Annotated in this window: 16 protein-coding genes and 1 pseudogene; 6 read left to right on the forward strand and 11 right to left on the reverse strand. The window is 70.0% G+C overall.

Annotated elements, in window-relative coordinates; translation table 11 throughout:
- From ABD810_RS26370 to ABD810_RS26395, 6 genes are all read right to left on the reverse strand, one after another.
- A complete protein-coding gene (locus tag ABD810_RS26370; RefSeq protein ID WP_344945910.1) occupies positions 1-921 on the reverse strand; it encodes an ABC transporter permease in 921 nt (306 codons plus the stop codon).
- On the reverse strand, positions 918-1,955 hold the full coding sequence (locus ABD810_RS26375) for an ABC transporter permease (protein WP_344945913.1): 1,038 nt from the start codon (positions 1,953-1,955) through the stop codon (positions 918-920). The genes ABD810_RS26370 and ABD810_RS26375 overlap by 4 nt, the downstream gene beginning before the upstream one ends.
- Entirely contained in the window at positions 1,952-3,745 is a 1,794-nt protein-coding gene (locus tag ABD810_RS26380) for an ABC transporter substrate-binding protein (RefSeq protein WP_344945916.1), read from the reverse strand. The genes ABD810_RS26375 and ABD810_RS26380 overlap by 4 nt, the downstream gene beginning before the upstream one ends.
- Positions 3,746-3,963: 218 nt before the next feature.
- Positions 3,964-4,770, reverse strand: coding sequence for an SAM-dependent methyltransferase (locus tag ABD810_RS26385; RefSeq protein WP_344945919.1), 807 nt, complete (start codon positions 4,768-4,770; stop codon positions 3,964-3,966).
- A gap of 16 nt (positions 4,771-4,786) precedes the next feature.
- Complete coding sequence (gene lysS / locus ABD810_RS26390; protein ID WP_344946405.1) at positions 4,787-6,508, reverse strand: lysine--tRNA ligase; 1,722 nt, start codon at positions 6,506-6,508, stop codon at positions 4,787-4,789.
- Between the two features lie 119 nt (positions 6,509-6,627).
- Entirely contained in the window at positions 6,628-7,587 is a 960-nt protein-coding gene (locus ABD810_RS26395; protein ID WP_344945922.1) for an SDR family oxidoreductase, read from the reverse strand.
- A gap of 188 nt (positions 7,588-7,775) precedes the next feature.
- Here ABD810_RS26395 and ABD810_RS26400 point away from each other — a divergent pair, with 188 nt between their 5' ends.
- Positions 7,776-8,363: a DUF6461 domain-containing protein gene (locus tag ABD810_RS26400; protein WP_344945925.1), complete on the forward strand. Its 588-nt coding sequence runs from the start codon at positions 7,776-7,778 to the stop codon at positions 8,361-8,363.
- Between the two features lie 45 nt (positions 8,364-8,408).
- On the opposite strand, the gene ABD810_RS26405 is transcribed toward ABD810_RS26400, so the two are convergent.
- Together ABD810_RS26405 and ABD810_RS26410 are read right to left on the reverse strand one after the other, a co-directional pair.
- Complete coding sequence (locus ABD810_RS26405) at positions 8,409-8,894, reverse strand: hypothetical protein (protein ID WP_344945928.1); 486 nt, start codon at positions 8,892-8,894, stop codon at positions 8,409-8,411.
- A gap of 63 nt (positions 8,895-8,957) precedes the next feature.
- Complete coding sequence (locus ABD810_RS26410; protein WP_344945931.1) at positions 8,958-9,239, reverse strand: YciI family protein; 282 nt, start codon at positions 9,237-9,239, stop codon at positions 8,958-8,960.
- Between the two features lie 31 nt (positions 9,240-9,270).
- Between ABD810_RS26410 and ABD810_RS26415 the strand changes: the two genes are divergently transcribed.
- Together ABD810_RS26415 and ABD810_RS26420 are read left to right on the forward strand one after the other, a co-directional pair.
- Positions 9,271-9,930 carry a Crp/Fnr family transcriptional regulator gene (locus ABD810_RS26415; RefSeq protein WP_344945934.1) on the forward strand — a complete coding sequence of 220 codons (660 nt, stop codon included), beginning with the start codon at positions 9,271-9,273 and terminating at the stop codon, positions 9,928-9,930.
- 179 nt (positions 9,931-10,109) lie between these two features.
- Positions 10,110-10,535: a hypothetical protein gene (locus ABD810_RS26420; RefSeq protein ID WP_344945937.1), complete on the forward strand. Its 426-nt coding sequence runs from the start codon at positions 10,110-10,112 to the stop codon at positions 10,533-10,535.
- A 51-nt stretch (positions 10,536-10,586) separates the two neighbouring features.
- Here the strand turns inward: ABD810_RS26420 and asnB are convergent, their stop codons facing one another.
- The gene (asnB, locus tag ABD810_RS26425) at positions 10,587-12,449 is read right to left on the reverse strand and encodes an asparagine synthase (glutamine-hydrolyzing) (RefSeq protein WP_344945940.1); all 1,863 of its coding nucleotides are present in this window, start codon (positions 12,447-12,449) and stop codon (positions 10,587-10,589) included.
- A 204-nt stretch (positions 12,450-12,653) separates the two neighbouring features.
- Between asnB and ABD810_RS26430 the strand changes: the two genes are divergently transcribed.
- Positions 12,654-13,067 carry a DUF2795 domain-containing protein gene (locus ABD810_RS26430; RefSeq protein ID WP_344945943.1) on the forward strand — a complete coding sequence of 138 codons (414 nt, stop codon included), beginning with the start codon at positions 12,654-12,656 and terminating at the stop codon, positions 13,065-13,067.
- 7 nt (positions 13,068-13,074) lie between these two features.
- Here ABD810_RS26430 and ABD810_RS26435 read toward each other — a convergent pair whose 3' ends face one another.
- On the reverse strand, positions 13,075-13,704 hold the full coding sequence (locus tag ABD810_RS26435; RefSeq protein WP_344945946.1) for a nucleoside/nucleotide kinase family protein: 630 nt from the start codon (positions 13,702-13,704) through the stop codon (positions 13,075-13,077).
- Between the two features lie 444 nt (positions 13,705-14,148).
- Here ABD810_RS26435 and ABD810_RS26440 point away from each other — a divergent pair, with 444 nt between their 5' ends.
- Together ABD810_RS26440 and ABD810_RS41120 are read left to right on the forward strand one after the other, a co-directional pair.
- Positions 14,149-15,216, forward strand: coding sequence for a lytic polysaccharide monooxygenase auxiliary activity family 9 protein (locus tag ABD810_RS26440; protein WP_344945949.1), 1,068 nt, complete (start codon positions 14,149-14,151; stop codon positions 15,214-15,216).
- A gap of 147 nt (positions 15,217-15,363) precedes the next feature.
- Positions 15,364-16,344, forward strand: a pseudogene (locus tag ABD810_RS41120) (sialidase family protein); the annotation flags it as partial.
- Between the two features lie 342 nt (positions 16,345-16,686).
- Here ABD810_RS41120 and ABD810_RS26455 read toward each other — a convergent pair.
- A complete protein-coding gene (locus ABD810_RS26455; protein ID WP_344945957.1) occupies positions 16,687-17,904 on the reverse strand; it encodes an esterase-like activity of phytase family protein in 1,218 nt (405 codons plus the stop codon).
- Positions 17,905-18,338: the final 434 nt, after the last annotated feature.

Genomic DNA, 18,338 nt, shown 5'->3' on the forward strand with positions numbered 1-18,338 from the left:
TTACTCCTCACGCAGCCGTGGATTGAAGATCTCGTCCATCGCGTCGACGATGAGCACGATGCCCAGCGTGAGCAGCAGGATGGCGAGCAGCGGCGCCATCAGGTAGGGCAGCGCGGCCGTGCTGGTCAGGGCGCCGCCGCCGAAGACGGCGAGGTTCAGCATCACGCCCCAGTTGTTGGAGTCGAACGGCAGGACCCCGAGGAAGAACAGGCCCACCTGGGCGTAGATCGCCCCGGTCACGGCGATGAGGACGTTCATGGCGATGTACGGCGCCATGCTGGGCAGCAGCTCGCGTCCGATGATGTGCGTGGTGGACAGGCCGAGGCCCTTGGCCGCCTCGATGAAGCCCCGCTCGCGCAGGGACAGGGTCTGCGACCGTACGGCCCGCGCCACACCACCCCAGCCGAGCAGGCCGAGGACCAGGCCCATCTCCAGCGGCCCCTGGAACTTCCAGACGGTCGAGAGCACCAGCAGCAGCGGCAGGCCGGGGATGGTGAGCTGCATGTCGGTGATCCGCATCAGCACGCTGTCCCAGCGTCCCCGGTGAAAGCCGGCGAGCAGCCCGAGCGCCGTACCGAGCGAGACCGTGATGACCGCGGTGACCAGGCCGGTGAGGATGACGTACCGCGAGCCGGTGATCACCAGGGCGAGCACGTCGGTGCCCTCGAAGTCGGTGCCGAAGGGATGCGCCAGGCTCGGCGCGGCGTAGAGCGCGTTGTTGTCGCGTGGCAGGTGGGCGGGGTAGAGCATCGGCCCTACCAGCGCCATGGCCGCGAACAGGGCGACGATGGCCACGCCGACGATCCGGCTCGGCTTGCGGCGCAGCACGCGTCCCACGCCTCGCCAGAAGTTCCGGCGCAGCGTCGCGCGCCTGCTCTCCTGGCCGCCCTGGCTCCCAGGGAGGATCGCCGTCAGCGTCATGCCGTGCCTCCAGTCCGCACTCGGGGGTCGATCACGGCGTAGAGCAGGTCGGCCGCGATGTTGGCCACGATGATCGCCACCGTGGTCACCAGGAAGGTGCCGCCCATCAGGGCGTAGTCACGGGCGCCGATGCTGTTGACGAGCAGCAGCCCGAGTCCCGGGTAGTTGAAGATCCGTTCGATGAAGATCGCGCCGCCGAACAGCATGCCGAGCGACAGTGCCAGGATCGTGAAGAGCGGCAGGATCGCGTTGCGGGCCACGTACCGGAACAGGACGCCCCGGGAGAGCCCGCGCAGCTCGGCGGCCAGGATGAAGTCGTCGCCGAGCACGGTCGCCACGCTGGACTTCATCGCGAGCACCCATCCGCCGTAGCTGGCGAGCGCGTACGTCAGCACGGGCAGGGTGGCGTGCTGGATCAGCGAGGCGAGGTAGCCGGCGTTGAAGCCGGGCACGAACTCGACGTCGACCGGGCCGCCCGCCGGCAGGATCGGCCACAGCGTCGTGAAGATCGCCAGGACGAGCAGCCCGATGACGTACTGCGGCACGCCGTGCAGCAGCGAGCCGGAGATGGAGAGCAGGTCGCCCAGCTTGCCCGACCGCTTGATGCCCGCGTAGACCCCGAGCGTCACGCCGAGCACGAAGCTCAGCAGCGTGCCCCCGAGCACCGGCAGGATGGTCCACTTGGCCGCCGCGCCGATCAGCGTGACGACCTCGGTGCCCGGCGTGCTGAGCGACTGCCCCATGTCGAGGTGGAGCAGCGCCTTCATGTAGCCGAGGTACTGCTCCCACAGGGAACCCGTGGGCAGGAACCCGTAGAGCGCCGCCGTCGCGCGCTCGGCCATGTCAGGGGACATGCCGCGCTCGATCAGCGTCTCGTACTGCCCGAGGACCGGATTGCCGGGGATGTTGCGGATGATCACGAAGCTGATGGTGGTGACCACCCAGATCATGATGAGGCCCCGGACCAGGTGACCCGTGAACCGTCGCGTTACCGCGTTGACCCGGGGACCGCCCGGGCGGGCGAGGAGCTTCATAGGCTACTTTTCTTGATCAGCCCAAGCTGCATCCACACGCCCGCGGGGAGCCTGAGCACCTCGCTTCCCGCCTCCGGCCAGCCGGAGTAGCGGGAGGTGTTGATGAACTGGGTGTTGACGTAGTCGTAGATCTGGATGACCGGGAGCTGCTCGTTCGTCAGCCTGGCGAGCGTGCCGACGATCCGCTTCTGCTCGTCGGGGGAGGCGAGGTTGAGCCGGTTGGTCAGCTCGCCGGGGTTCACCCCGTCGATCTTCTCCGGACCGCCCATCCAGTTGCCGTCCTTGCCGGGCGGGGAATGCCTGAGCCGCCCGGCGAGCAGCGACCAGCCGTTGGCGGACCCGTACAGGCGCTGGTAGATGTTGTACGGCGAGGGGCCGAGGGCCACCAGCCAGAACCCGATGTCGAAGTTCCCCGCCGCGAGCTCGTCGAGGTAGAGGATGTAGTCGGCCGAGGTCGTCACGCTGGCGTCGATCCCGTGGTCGTTGAGCTGGCTGGTGACCGACTTGGCGGCGGCGACCCAGTCGGAGAACGACGCGGGCACGTGGACCTGCACCTTCCAGGGCTTGCCGTCCGGCATCGCCCACGTGCCGCCCTTCTTGACCATGCCCGCGGCCTTCAGCTCCTTCTCGGCCTTGGCCGGGTCGACCTTGTACTGGTCGAGGGCGCCGAGCCGGTCGCCGAGCCACGCCTTGGCGGCGCTGGCGTGGATGCCCGTGGTGGTGACCGCCGGCGTCCCCGCCTCGGGTGAGGCGATCTTGGTGACCTGGGTGCGGTCGATCAGATACGCCAGCGCCCGCCGCACGTGCACGTTGTCGTACGGCTTGCGCGCCTGGTTGAACGCCATGGACGCGGCCACCGGGGAGTAGCCCTTGCGGATGTCGTTGCCGTGGGTCTTCTTGATCCGCTCCATGACGGCGGCGGGCACCGCCGTGAAGGGCGCGCTGTCCAGCTTGCCGGAGACCAGGTAGTTCCAGATCTGCTCGTTGCCGGTGTAGTTGAGAACCTTCACCTTGTCCGGCACGATCCTGGCGGCGTCGTAGAAGTAGGGGTTCTTCTTCAGCAGCGCGGCGCCCGGGTTGATCCGCTCGAGCACGAACGGTCCCGCCGAGACGTCCTCGCGGGGCGCGAAGGTGATGACCTGCTGCGCCAGCCCGGTGATCTCGGTCTTGGCCTTGTCGGCGGCGGGTCCCGTGCCCCGGGCGGCCGTCAGCGTGGTCCAGAAGCCCGCCGGCAGGAGCGAGCCGTACACGTGGGCGGGGACGACGACCGTGGACAGGACGTTCCGGAGGAACACGTTGCTGCGATTGGCGCCCTGGACGATCTTGACGGTCTTCCCGTCGAGGACCTGGATGTCGGCCGCCGCACCGGCCGCCCCCGCGTTCACGGTGTACGCGCTGCCGCCCTGGGTGTAGGCGAGGCCGATGGACACGCGGATGTCCTCGCTGGTGACGGGCTTGCCGTCCGACCACCGGGCGTTCGGCTGCAGGTGGATGACGACCTCGCCCTGGTCGGGTGTGGCGGTCCAGCTACGGGCGAGGCCCGGATAGAACTGGTTCGGATCCATCAGGTCGTTCTTGGGCCAGGCCAGCGACATCGTGTCGTAGCCCACGAACGTGCTGCCCTTCGGGTTGAAGGGATTGATCGGCGCGCTCGCGTCGATCTGCTTCGCACCGTCGATGGTGGTGTAGATGCCGCCAGAACGAGAAGTGCCGTCGGTCTGCGTGGTGCCGCAGGCGGCTGTGGCTGTGGCGACCGCCGCCAGGGCCGCGGTCGCTGCGAGTCGCTTCATGAAGTGCTCTCCAGGTCCCCGATTGCCAGGACCATACGGGCGCCAGGGCACAGTGGTCAATTTTTTTCTTCCACACACCCTAGCATGAAGATAACTTTTACCCACCCCGTCTACCTGCGGAGATACCGCTGGGCGTGCCTTGACCGCCCCCAGGAAACAGGGAAGGGCCCCGGCGCCCGCCGGGACCCTTCCCTGTCAGATACGTGCCGTGCCCGCGCTCAGGGCACCCGGCCCACACCGCCGACGGCGCCCGCCTCGCCCGGCTTGACGAGCGACAGGTGGACCGCGGGCCGCCAGTCCTGCAGGGGGACGACTCCGGGGTCGGCCAGCTCCAGCCCTTCGAAGAAGGTCACCACCTGCTCCGGAGTGCGCGAGGTGACGCCAGGCGCCGAGGTGCGGCTGAAGACCTCCTGGCCCTCGCGATCCTGGTCCTCGCTCAGCGGTCCGATCGAGCCATGCGAGATGACCAGGTGACCACCCGGCTTGAGCGCCGACCTGAAGGTCGAGACGATCTTCATCGCCTCGGCGTCATCGGGGATGAAGTGCAGGACGCCCAGCAGCAGGATCGCCACCGGCTGGGTGAAGTCGAGGTGCTCGCGGACTTCGGGGTGGTCGATGAGCGCCTGCGGGTCGCGCATGTCGGCCCTGAGGGCCACCACGCGGTCGTTCTGGGCGAGCAGCGCGTGGGCGTGGGTGAGCACGATGGGATCGTTGTCGACGTAGACGACCCGGGACTCCGGCGCGAGCTCCTGTGCCACCTGGTGGACGTTCCGCTGGGTCGGCAGCCCCGCTCCCACGTCGAGGAACTGCCGGATGCCCTGCTCGCTAAGGTAGGTCACCGTGCGGATCAAGAACTCGCGGTTCTCCCGGGCCACGTCGCGCACGTTCGGGAGGATCTCGATGATCTTCTCGGCGGCCTCGCGGTCGGCGGCGAAGTTGTCCTTGCCGCCCAGGTAGTAGTCGTAGATGCGGGCGACGCTCGGCGTGAACGGATCGACGCCTGAAGGTACTTCGTACTCGCTCATGTCGTTCCCCGCACGCTCAGGCGCCAAGCAGCTTGCGTACGCGGTCGGCGCCGGCCGCGAGCAGGAGGGTGGGCAGGCGCGGGCCGGTGTCGCGGCCGACCAGCAGGTTGTACAGAAGTGCGAAGAACTCGCGCTGGGCGACCTTGAGCTCCGGGGTCGGCTTGGCGTCGGCCGCCAGCCCCGCCTGGACCTTCGGCACGCCGTAGACCAGCCCCGTCAGCCCGTCGAGCGACCAGTGATCGTCGAGCCCATCGAGCAGCAGCCGCAGCGACTCGCGCTCGGTGTCGCCGAGGGATCCCAGCAGCGCCATGTCGGGCTCGTCGCGCACGCGGGTGCGCTGCTCGGCCGGGACCTGCGTGGTGACCCACCGCTCCGCCCGATCGAGCCGGGGCCGTGCCTCGTCCAGGGACGTGATCGGGTGCTCGGGATCGAGATCGCGCAGGATGCGCAGCGTCTGCTCGCCGTGGCCGGTGGTGATGTCGACGATCGAGGCCAGAGTGCGGTAGGGCAGCGGCCGGGGCGTCACCGGAAGCGGGCCCGACGCGGTGCCGATCGCGCGGTTGTAGGCCGCCACGTCGGCGGGCAGCGCCGTGCCATCGTCGATCTTGCGCTCCAGAGCGTCCCACTCGTCGTACAGCCGCTGGATCTCCTGGTCGAAGGCGACCTTGAAGGACTGGTTCGGCCTGCGGCGGGCGTACAGCCAGCGCAGCAGCGGCGCCTCCATGATCTCCAGCGCGTCGGCGGGGGTGGGCACGGCGCCCTTGGAGCTGCTCATCTTGGCCATGCCGCTGATGCCGACGAAGGCGTACATCGGCCCGATCGGCTGCTCGCCCCCGAACACCTCCTTGACGATGTGGCCGCCGACCACCCAGGACGAGCCCGAGGAGTGGTGGTCCACCCCGGACGGCTCGAAGACGACGCCCTCGTACGCCCAGCGCATCGGCCAGTCGACCTTCCACACGAGCTTGCCGCGGTCGTGCTCGGAGAGCCGCACGGTCTCGGAGTGCCCGCAGGCGCAGGTGTAGGTGAGCTCGGTGGTCTCGTCGTCGTACGCGGTCACCGTGGTCACGTCGCGATCGCAGACCGAGCAGTAGGGCTTGTACGGGAAGTAGCCCGCGGCGACCTTGCCGTCGTCCTCGCCTGCCGCCCCCGAGCCCTCGGCCGCCGACTCCGCCGCGGCGGAGTCGGCCTCGTCGAGCGCCTTACCCTGCGGCTTCTTGGCCGTTACCGGCTTGTCCTTGGTGCGGTAGCGGTCGAGGATCTCGTCGATGCGCTCGCGCTCGCGCATGGCGTAGAGGATCTGGCCGCGGTAGACGCCCGTGGTGTACTGCTCGGTCTGGCTGATGCCGTGGTACTCGACGCCCATCTCGGCCAGTGCCGCGATCATCGGCGCCTTGAAGTGCTCGGCCCAGTTGGGATGCTCGCTGCCGGGGGGCGCGGGCACCGAGGTCAGCGGCTTGCCGATGTGCTCGGACCAGGAGGAGTCGACCCCCGCCGGCACCTTGCGGAACCGGTCGTAGTCGTCCCAGGAGATGATGTGGACGACGTCGTGCCCCCTGCGCCGGATCTCGTCGGCGACCAGGTGGGGCGTCATGACCTCGCGGAGGTTGCCGAGGTGGATAGGGCCCGAGGGGCTGAGGCCGGAAGCGCAGACGATCGGTTTGCCGGGAGCGCGGCGCTCCGCCTCGGCGATTACCTCGTCCGCGAATCGTGAGACCCAGTCGGCCTCGCCGCTCATAGCCACGATCGGCACATCCTTCCTAGAAAGCCTTACGCCCCCATTCTCCCGGACCGCCGCAGTAGGCCGTGCATCCGTGTCCGGGCGGACGGCTCAGGTCGAGGCTTCCGCAGGATCACTCATCCCGGAGGCTGGGGGGTGTCGGGAGGGAACGGCACGCCGGTCAGCCGCTCGGCCGTCTCCCAGAGCCGGGCGGCGGTCGCCTCGTCGTACGCGCGGCGCGGCATCTTGGCCACCGCCGGCATGCCGACGAGACCGAACCTGCCATCGGGGCCGTAGTACCGGCCGCCGGCCACGTCAGGAGCGGTGGCGGCGTAGACGGTGGCCAGCGCGCCCTGCTCCGGCTCCATGACCGTTCTGGTGACCCTGGCGAACAGTGCGGTGAAGTCGGGGCGGTCGGCGCCGCGGCCCAGGTTGGGGCCGGTCGTCTGCAGGTTGGTGCGGGTGAACCCCGGGTGTGACGCGGCGCTGAGGATCCCCCACCCGTGCTGGGCGCTCAGCCGCCGCATCTCCCGCGCGAACAGCAGGTTGGCGAGCTTGGACTGGGCGTAGGCACCCCAGGGGCGGTACTTCCGCTCGCTCTGGAGATCGTTGAAGTCGATCTTCCCGATCTGCGCCAGCCCGCTGCTGACGTGCACCACCCGGGGAGAGCCGGCCTTCAGCAGCAGCGGCAGCAGCCGGCCGGTGAGGGCGAAGTGCCCCAGGTAGTTGGTCCCCAACTGCAACTCGAAGCCGTCGGCCGTCGTGTGCCGCTTGGGCACGGCCATGATGCCCGCGTTGTTGACGAGGATGTCGATCGGCCGGCCTCGGCCGTTCATCGACTCGGCGAAGGCGGCGACCGAGTCGAGGGCGGCCAGGTCCAGCGGCTCGGCCGAGACCGTGCCCTTCGGGCCCGCGGCGCTGATGTTGGCCACCGCCCGGTCGCCCTTGGCCGGGTCGCGGACCGCCAGCACCACATCGGCCCCGGCGAGGGCGAGGCGGCGGGCGGTCTCGAAGCCGATGCCGCTGTTCGCGCCGGTGACCACGGCGAGCATGCCGGTCTGGTCGGGGATCTGGATGTCCTTCGTCGCGCTGCTCATGTGCCGCTCCCTGTGGAGGACCATGCCTGATGTCTCCGGCGAAGGTACCAGACCGATGTTCTTTGTCGAAGGTGGCCTGGCGCGTTCTCGATCTCGGCCCCAGCATGGGTTTTCGGGCTGAACGCCGATTCTGTCGGCTGCCGCTGGCAAGATCATGTTGCCTGGATCGATGGCGAAAGGACCCACCGATGAGTGGTGCGACGGCGGCCGACTATGCCTGGTTCGAGGAGGAGTTCGGCGACAGCTTATGCGTCTCCGGTTTCTGCCTCACCTTCGTGCGTGACGTGTCCCCGGAGGAAGCGCTCCACCGCATCGGTGTCACCGCCGAGCAGGCGAAGGACGTCCACAAGATCCCCGCCGAGCACCTCGTCACCGCCTACGCCGTGATCGGCGGCACCGTCCTGCTCGAAGAGGAGGGGTACGCGGGAACGCTCGTGGAGGTCACCCGGCGGCTCTCTGCGGGCACGATCATGGCGGCCGTCTACCACGACGGGAACCTGGACCGGCAGTTCCTCTACTCCGCCGACGGGCACCTGATCACCGGTTTCGCGCCGGACGGTCCCGGGGCACGCTGGGGCGGCGACCCCGACCGGCTTGTCGTCCAGATGCGCCAACTCGGCATGCCCACCGCCGGCTCCCTCCGCGACGACGACCACGAGCGGGCCGATCCTCTGCTCACCGCCCTCGCCCTGGCGGAGCGTGCCACCGGTGTCCGGCTGACACGCGACCACCTCACCGGGCCCGCGCTCATGGGATCGGCCGAGCACCTTTACTGAGCGGGCCCGCTCGTGGGTACGCGCCTGACACGTGCACCGTCGCGATCATGGCATCTCGGACGTCTGGGCTCGGGCGATGTCGTCGAGGGCGGCGTTCAGGCGGACGGCGAACGGGTCACCGGACACGGCGAGCAGGTCGGCCACCAGCAGCGGAGCGTGCCGGGCCACATCGGGCCCCTCGAGCCGGAACGCCTCCTCATCAGGCTGGTGCACGCCGAGGGCCCCGGCCACCAGCATCACCAGGACATCCGGGTCGACGGTGGGAAACCAGCCGGCCGCCGACCGTGCGCAGCGTGCGACCAGCACGTGCACGTCGTCCGCGGTCAGCCCGTCGGGATGCAGCCGTTCCAGCGACGATCTGACCACGGCGCCGAGCACGAGGCCCACCTGCTCGGAGTCGAGCGCGGCAAGCTGCGCCGCCGCACGCTGGAAGGCCTCCGTATCGCGGGACCGCGCCGCCGCCACCGCGTCGGCGGCCGCCTCGGCGATGGCCCGCGCGGGCTTGGGGAGGTGACGCCAGGACAAGCTCATCGGCTCCTTCGGCGGGATCGGCACGCACGCCAGCATGCCACGCCCGCGAAGGAGGGTTCGCGGTCAGGAGAGGTCCAGAGGGCTCCAGGGGCTGGTCCGGCGTACGGACACCCCGGGGGCGCGGAAGTAGGGGTCCGCGTCGATCAGCCGGCGAAGTGCCGCCTCGTCCGCCACGTCGAAGACCAGCAACGCTCCTGAATCATCGGCCCACGGGCCCGCCATGACCAGCACACCCTCGCGATGCCAGGCCAGCAGCCGCTCGCGATGCGCGGGCCGGGCCGCCAGGCGCCGGGGGTCGGACGTGAATTCCAGCTCCACTACATACATGGCCGCAAAGTAGGACATCTCACGCGCTTAACGCTGTATCCCTTGATACATGAACTTCGGACCGCATGATCTGGGACGGGTTCCCCTTCTCTCGCATCTGGAGCCTCCCGAGCTGGCCCGGCTCTGGGCCCGTACGAGACCCGCGCGCTTCTCCCGCAGCGAGATCCTCCGCATGCAGGGCCAGCGGGCGGACCGGCTCCTGGTGCTGCTGGCGGGCACGGTCACCGCGGTCTGCGTCACTCCCGCCGGAGGACGGCGCCACCTCGCGTACCTGCGCGGCCCGTGCGTCCTGGACAAGACGGCGGTGCTGGACGCGCGTGGGCACACGGCGACCTTCGTCGCCGACACCGCCTGCGCGGTGCGGACGCTGCCGCGGCAGGAGTTCCTGCGGCTCATCGACGAGGACGCCGTCGCGCGAGGGCATGTCCTGCGCCACCTCGCCGATGACCTCCGCCGTTCGCAACGGCGGCTCGTGGAGGCCACCTCACTGCCCGCGCAGGCACGGGTGGCGGCGTGGCTGCTGGAGGCGGGTGCGGCGCCCGGCGCCATCGTCGCGTTGCCGGGCTCCCAGGAGGCGCTGGGCCACCTGCTCGGGCTCAGCCGCGTGAGCGTCAACCGGGCGCTCAAGCACCTGGAGCGCCGCGGCGCCGTACGAGTCGAACACGGGGGAATCCGCCTCCTGTCACCGGAGACGCTGGAAGATCGATGACATGCCGGACCGTCACGGCGGCGAGGAGGAGGGTGAAGCCCGGGGCGTGGGAGATCTGGGCCCGCTTGCCGAGAAGACACCTCTGAGCATCAGCCCTTGGTACCGCGGCGCCGTCCGTCCCTCAACATTGTCGGGCTCACGGCTTAGGCTGCTGGAGACGAAGACCTGGGGAGGTAGTCATGGACCTCGATATCGACAACGCGGTCGTCCGGCTGTGCGCGGAGGGCTTGCAGGCCGAGTCCGAGGGCAGACCAGAGGTCGCACGCCGCCTGTTCGACCAGGCGTGGGCCGAGCGGGCCGACGACTTCGACGCCTGCGTGGCCGCTCACTACGTCGCCCGCCAGCAGGACTCCCCCGAGGAGACGCTCCTGTGGAACGCCGTCTCGCTGCACCACGCGAACGCCACCGGCGACGAGCGCGTCCTTGAGCTCTATCCGTCGCTCTACCTCAACATGGGCGCGTCTCACGAGCTTCTGGGCGATCAGGCCGAGGCCGCGCGCTACTTCCGCCTGGCGGCGAACCATGCCGGCGATCTTCCCCAGGGGCCTTACGCCGACATGCTCCGGCGGGGCATCGCCGACGGCCTCGACCGCGTGAGCCGCTGATCCCCCACCCCGGCCGCCGCCCTCCGCCGCGACTCGACGGTGAGCACGCCGTCAGAGGCTGACACGCACCTGGTACCGCTCCAGCCAGGCGTTGAACTGCAGGAGTCCCTCCAGCGCGGCCCGCACGTCGTGGCGGCTGACCCCGCCCTGCGGCTGGTCGAGCATGGCCCGCACCTTCGAGAGGTCCAGCATCGGGGCCGCGACGAGCTCGCCGGAGGCGAGCAGCCGGGCCGTCTCCTCGCGGAGGGCCTTCTCGTATGCCGGGTCCTGTGTCGAGGGGTACGGGCTCTTGCGCCGCTCCAGGACCGACCGCGGCAGCACGTCGGCCACGGCGGCACGGAGCAGGCTCTTCTCGTGCCCGTCGAAGGTCTTCATCGACCATGGGGTGTTGAAAACGTACTCCACGAGCCGGTGATCGCAGAACGGCACCCGGACCTCCAGGCCGACGGCCATGCTCATGCGGTCCTTGCGGTCGAGCAGGATCTGCACGAACCGGGAGAGGTGGAGATAGCTGATCTCCCGCATGCGCGCCTGCAGGCCGTCCTCCCCGGGCAGGCGGGGGACCTCGTCGAGTGCCTGGCGGTAGCGCTGGGCGCGGTAACCGTTGAGGTCGATCTTGCGCAGCAGATCGCGGTCGAGGACCTCCTCCAGGGCGGTGAACCGCGCGCCGCCCTGGGTGGCCAGCCACGGGAAGGTGTCGGCTCCGACCGCCTCGGGCTCGTGGAACCAGCGGTAGCCGCCGAAGACCTCGTCGGCGGACTCCCCCGACAACGCCACCGTCGAGCGCTGCCTGATCGCCTTGAACAGCAGGTAGAGCGAGGTGTCCATGTCGCCGATGCCCGTCGGCAGGTCGCGTGCCCGCAGCACCGCGGCCCGTACCTTCGGGTCCATGAGGTCGCCGGAGTCAAGGACGATGTCGGTGTGCTCGACACCGAGGTGCTCCAGGTGCCGCACCAGATCATGGACGTAGGGCGTGTCGGGGGCGTCGCGCATCTCGTCGGGGCTGAAGTTCTCGGAGTAGCCGACGAAGTCGACCGAGAAGGAGCGGAGCTTGCCCTGGCCGTGCCGGCGAAGCGCCATCGCGGCGAGCGCGGTGACGGTGCTGGAGTCGAGGCCGCCGGACAGCAGCGTGCACAGCGGCACATCACTGATCAGCTGACGATCGATGATGTCGTCCAGCAGTCCCCGGATGGTGCGGACCGTGGTCGGCAGGTCGTCGGTGTGCTCGCGGGACTCGAGCCGCCAGTAGCGGTTCTTGGCCAGGCCGCGCCTGCTCACCGTGACGACCCCGCCGGGGCTCACTTCGTACATGCCCCGGTAGATCGCGTGCTCCGGGGTCTTGACGAACGCCAGGAGCTCGCGCAGCCCTTCGATGTCGACCACAGGCGGCTGCGAGAGCGGGTTGGCGAGGATGGCCTTGGGCTCGGAGCCGAACATCAAACCATGGGGTGTCGGGTAGTAGTACAGCGGCTTGATGCCGAGCCGGTCGCGTATGAGCACGAGCTCTTCCCGGCGGACGTCCCAGATGGCGAAGGCGTACATGCCGTTCAGATGGGAGCCCATGTCGGTCCCCCACTCGAGATACGCCCGCAGGACGACCTCGGTGTCGCTGCGTGTTCGGAACGGATGGCCCCGCGCGGTGAGCTCCTGGCGCAGTTCCTGGAAGTTGTACACCTCACCGCTGTAGGTGAGGACCGCCAGCACCTCGCCGTCCTCCTCGGCGATCATCGGCTGGCGTCCGCCCTCGATGTCGATGACCGCCAGCCGCCGATGCCCCAGCGCCCCATGGGGAGAGAGCCACATGCCCTCGTCGTCCGGTCCCCGGCACGCCATGGTCTCCGTCATGTCACGCAAGGTGTCCCGTGACTCACCTAGATCTCTCTCGAAGTCCACCCACCCGCAGATTCCGCACATATCGACGACCCCACGTCTCGCGGGAGAAAGCCATTGCCCCTGGTCAAATGGCGATTAGGCCACCTGTATGCCCCGCAGGGAAGGGCCGCAACCCTGCCCGACTCGCCCGTATGGCCAGTCCTAGGGAGATCATTCCGCGTGCCCGTTGCCGCCGGCGCGGGCGGGGGTAGGGACATCGTGATCCCGTCCGGGGGAGGTGAGGTCATGCCCATCCAGCGCGGCAGCTCCAAACACGGCCCGCGCGCCGACGAAGAGCAGAAACACGAGGTCGAGGGCGTCATCCGCGGAGGCGGCCCGACCCGTACGGAGGAGTGGCGGCAGCCCGAGCCCATGCAGGACCCCGAGGAGGCGCTGAAGCCCCGGAGGTACCCGCCGGGGCACGAGCCGCGCACCCCGGAGGGGATCAGTCCCGAGGACGTCGATCGCAGGAGCACCCTGGCGGCGTGGCTGAGCGACACCCGCTACCCCGCCGAGCGCGCCGCCCTGCTGGCCCACGCCCACGCCAGGAAGGCCCCCGACGGCCTGATCGAAATGCTCCGCGACCTGCCCTCCGGCCAGAGGTTCCGCAACCTCGGCGAGGTGGCACGGGCCCTCGGGATCGGGGAGGAGCACCGCTGACGATCTTTCACAGGGCGGTCACGACGGCGGGGTGCCGCGGATCGTCGGCGCGGACGACCACGTCGGCGAGCGCCAGCGGCCCGGCCTCCTCCTCGTACCTCGCGTACGCGGGCAGCGTCCACCGCTGATCCTCGGGCGTACGCCGCGCCAGCGCGCCGGGCGACAGCCACAGGTGAACGGTGACCTCGAACGGCAACCAGCGGCCGAGCAGCAGCGCTCCGTCGACGAGCAGCACCCCGCCCGGCGGCATGGTCACGTACGGCGCTCGCGTGGCCCTGTCGGTGGTGGTGTCCCACAGCGTGGGAAGCACCTTGCCGGAACCACCCGGGTCCAGAGGGTTCAGTACCTCACGTGACAGCGCGCCGTAGTCGAGCCAGTCGTCGTAGAAGGCGTCCGGGTCGGTGCGGCCGTACTCGAACCTGAGCGACGCCGGGCGCAGGAAATCGGCCGCCGAGACGCGAAGGACCTCGCGACCGCGAACGCGCAGCGGATCGGCGAGAGCGCCGGCCAGCTCGCCGGGTCGTGCCGCCGGAGCGCCGTCCAGCGCGACCCGCACCCAGGAGTCCCTGGGCGCGCCCGCTATGCGGTCGGCGAGCTCCTCGACCAGGGCGGCGGGAGAGACAGGGCGTACGTCCACTCCCCCATCCTGGCCGACGACCGGCGTGCGTCCACTCCCCCATCCTGGCCGACGGCCGGTGTGCGCCCGGCCACCCGCCCGCGTCGGCCCCGCGCGGTAATTTCATGGCGTTTCATCGGGCCGGGGGGACGCTGCGGTCTGGATCATGGGTCCTAGCTGCGGCGGGAGTACGCAAGGCCCGCGAGGACGCTCCGCCGCGTCGCAGGCGGATTCCCACCCGGAGGGCGGCGGCTTAGAGTGCGTTACGCGTGAGCGCTTTCGCATCGCTGGTCGGCAGTCGACGGCTGTTCGCCCCACGGCGACGACCGGTTACTTCACCAGGTCTCTCGGTTTCACCATGACGTGCTTGACGTCCGTGACGTGCTCGAGCGTGCCGGGCGTGCTGCCGCCATGGGCGTTGTCGGTGTGCCGGAGACCTACGTCGTAACCCTCGAAAGGTGTTCCATGAGAAGGCGAAGAAAGATCACGTTCACCGGTGTCGCCACCGTCATCGCGACCCTGCTGCTGGTCGCGTTGCTGCCTGGCCAGGCGTCGGCGCACGGCGCCATGATGGTTCCCGGAAGCCGCACCTACCTGTGCTGGCTGGACAGCGTCGGTTCCAACGGAGCGGCCCAGCCCACCAACCCCGCGTGTCAGGCCGCCGTGGCCCAGAGCGGCACCAACTCGATCTACAACTGGTTCGCCGTGCTGCGCTCCGACGGCGCGGGCCGGACGAGCGGGTTCATCCCCGACGGCCAGCTGTGCAGCGGCGCCGCGACCGTGTACAACTTCAGCGGCTACAACCTGGCCCGCACCGACTGGCCGGTGACCCACCTCACCGCCGGGGCCAACATCCAGTTCCGCTACAACAAGTGGGCGGCCCACCCGGGCACGTTCCGCACCTACATCACCAAGGACAGCTGGAGCCCGACCCGGCCGCTCGCGTGGAGCGACCTCGAGTCCACGCCGTTCTACGCCGCGACCGACCCGCCGAGCGCCGGCCCCGTCGGTAGCGTGGACGGCTACTACTACTGGAACGCCCGCCTGCCCTCGGGCAAGAGCGGCCGTCACATCGTCTACTCGGTGTGGCAGCGCTCCGACAGCAACGAGACCTTCTACAACTGCTCCGACGTCGTGTTCGACGGCGGCAACGGCGAAGTGACGGGCATCCGTGGCACCGTCCCGAACCCGACGACGTCGCCGACCCCGAACCCGACCCCGACCGGTGGCAACCCGGGCGCCTGCACCGCGACCTTCCAGACCACCGGTAACTGGGGCAACGGCTACCAGGCCGAGGTGACGGTGCGCAACACCGGCACCGGCGGGCTCAGCGGCTGGACCGTCAGAGGCACCCTGAACTCCGGCACCACCATCAACAGCCTGTGGAACGGCCAGCACACCCTCAGCGGGACCACGCTGACCGTACGCAACGCCCAGCACAACGGCACTCTGGCCGGCAACGCCTCGACGACCTTCGGGTACGTGGCGTCGGGTACGGCCGGAACGCCGAGCTTCACCTGCACCAGTCCCTAGGCTCACCCTCGGGTGAACCGATGGGGTCCTGAATGACTCCCGGGCGGCACGTGAAGGCCGCGGTCCCGGCGGGCGGCACGTGAACTCCGGGTGAAGGGACGGTTGAGTCCTTGCGGCCCCTGATCGCGGTCCGGTTCGCTTGAGACCATGACCCCCACTCTGCCTCCGGACGGCTCCCGGGCGCGTTCCTGGCCGGACGCCGACGCCGTCGGGCCCGCGGTGAGCGACCCGGTGATCGCCTACCGTGCGGTCGACCGCGACGCGCGAGGCGAGCTGGCGCACGAGGGCAACCGCGTGCCGGACATCGTGGCTCTGGACGCTCGCACCCTCGTGGTGGCCTGGCGGGCAGGCGTGGCCGACCCCCGCGACCTCGCGCCGACCGACCAGGGATCCATCCTCTACGCCCGGTCCACCGGCGCGGGCAGGACATGGCGCACCGGCACCCTGGCCGCGGCCACCGCCACGCACCGCTACCACTACGTGATCTTCCTGAACGACGGCGGCACGCTCTACGCGCTGCTCGGCAGGATCACCGTCGCCGCGGACCGCGACGCCGAGGGCGAGGTGAACGGTTTCCCGGTCGCCATGGTCGCCAGGCGCAGCGTCGACTCGGGACGGACCTGGACCGACTTCCCCGTCAGCGTGGACGTGCCCGCCAACCGGGCCGGGGTGGTCCTCGCGGGCAAGCCCCTGTGGTACGACGGCCTGTGGCTGCTCCCCTACTGGCGGGAGGCGGGGGGCGTCACCCGCGCGGGCGTGCTGCGCTCGGCCGACCTGACCCGGTGGACGTCGAGGGCCCCGGGCGCCAACCCGCCCGGGGTGCGCGCCGAGGAGCCCCAGGTCGTGGTGTCGCAGGACGACCCCGGCACGCTGCTCATGGTGGCCCGCACGCTGAACCTTACCGGCGGCACCTCGGCGGAGGACCGGGACGCCTACTACCGCACGCACGCCGTCTACGCTGCGATCACCACCAGCTCCGACGGCGGCCTCACGTGGACCCCGATGACGCTCGACCGGGACCTGCCCAACTACTACGTCAAGCCGTTCTTCGCCAAGGACGCCGACGGCCGCTACCTGACGATCTACAACACGCTCGCCGGGCCGTTCACCGGCCCCGCGTCCGGCAAGCCGGAGCAGTACCGCGAGGTGCTGTGCTACAAGCTCAAGCGCCCCGGCGCCCCCTGGGGCCCCGGGCGGCTGTTCGCCGACGGCGCACGCCTGACCCGGGGTGCGGCCCGCGGCTGGGACGTCTACGCCGGCGCGGACGAGTACGAGCCTGGCCGCTTCTTCGTCGTCTGGGAGCACAACCAGACCGCCATCAAGGTGGCCAGGCTCGACGTCTCCACCGCCTTGCGGGAGGCAACTCCGCCGAGGCCCACATCGAATGGACCCGGGTCGCCGCCACCTCACCCGGCCCGCCCCGCCGGCTGGTCGCACCGGCGGAGGGCACCGCGAGGCGGCGGGGGTGTCTCAGCGGTAGGCGCGAGGATCGGCGCCGAGGGAGCGCGACAGCCGTACGGTGATGAACTCGTCGGGGTCGGCCTTGCCGGGCGTGCGGCCGGACGAGAACGGGAAGTTGTTGTCGTTGAGCAGCCCGAGCGTGGAGTCGTCGAGGATCACGACGTCCTCGATCGTCTGGAACGGGAAGCGGAAGGTGGTGCCGAAGCCGCCGACGCCCTTGGGGTTCGCCAGGTCGAGAAGGTCGGCCACCTGGGTCTTGTCGACCTTGCCGTCGCGGTCGCGGTCGCGGGTGTCGGTCAGGTAGACCCGCTTGAACTGCGCGGCGTCGCCCTGCTGGTTGTCGCGCTCGATCACCAGGAACCGGTCGCGGTCGACCGCGATCATGTCGCCGATGGAGTTGCCCGGCGCTTCCAGCTGGTAGACCCAACGGCGGTCGGTGTAGGCACGCTTGCGCAGGTCGAACTCGTACATCCGCAGCGCACCGGCCGGGTCACCGGCCACCGTGCCCTCGAGGAGGGGGTAGAGCCGGCGGCCGTCGACCGCGCGGGCCATGCCCTCGAAGCCCTTGCTCCTCGCGAGGTTCGGCGTGCCTCCGCCGAGATAGGGGTTCTCCGGAGCCTGGACCCCGGGAAGCGCGACCGGGGCTTCGAGCAGCGAGCCCGAGGGCGAGAAGTGCAGCAGGAACGGGCCGAACTCGTCGCCGATCCAGTAGGTGCCGTCGGGGTTCCTGACCATCGACTCCACGTCGAAGTCGGCGCCGGTGAGCCTGCGGTCGGAACGGGTCAGCGGGAAGGTGACGTGCCGGTCGGGGTCGCTCAGGTCGACGCCCCCCACCGCCCGCACGACGCCCGTACGGAAGTCGGGCTTGACCCGCTGGATCCTGAGCAGGAAGTCGGCGCTGTTGGCCTTGTTGCCGTACCCGTTGTCGGACAGCACGTCGAAGGTGCCGTCGTGGCGGCGGGCGACGCCGCTGAAGCCCTGCACCGGCTGGCCGGCGAAGGGCGGGGTGACGCCGTTGATCGGAGCGGTGCCGAGCAGGGCGCCCGAGGGCTCGCTGTTCGGCACGAAGGTCTCGGCGGGCAAGGAGGCGAAACCGGTCAGCGTCGCACGGCCGAACGGGACGGTGGCGCCGTCGCCGTGCCCGTCGCGCCCGTGGTCGGCGAAGGCCGGGGCGGAGAGGCCCAGCGCCAGCACGGCGGCGCCCAGCCCGATCATGGTTCTTCTCATGGCCGACACGTTAGAGCGGCTCGATGAAGCCGGGCACAACGCCGGATGACCCATAGGTGCCTGTGTCATGTTCGGACACACCGCCTCTCAGAAAAACCCTCAGCAGCAGGGCTTCCCGCTACAGATCTCCCTACTCCATGGCGTGACCAGCACCTTTGCCAAACAGCCGATGTACGGGACACGACCCTTCGACTACTATCAGTAGTCAGCTGCATGCTACAGGTAGTGGGGCGATGCGTTGACGGAGCGACGATCTCGGGTGCGGGCGGCTCTTCGCACCTTCGTGGCCGTGGCCGCCGTCGTTCTCCTCATTCTCGGCCTCGGCCAGCACGCGCCTCATTTCACTCCCCTCCTGGCCGCACCGGGCGGGCCGATCGCTCCGGCCGCCGAGATGCCGTCGGGGACCCTCCCCGCGCCCCTCCCTGAGGACACCG

The sequence above is a fragment of the Sphaerisporangium flaviroseum genome (assembly GCF_039537005.1).
Classification (GTDB): domain Bacteria; phylum Actinomycetota; class Actinomycetes; order Streptosporangiales; family Streptosporangiaceae; genus Sphaerisporangium; species Sphaerisporangium flaviroseum.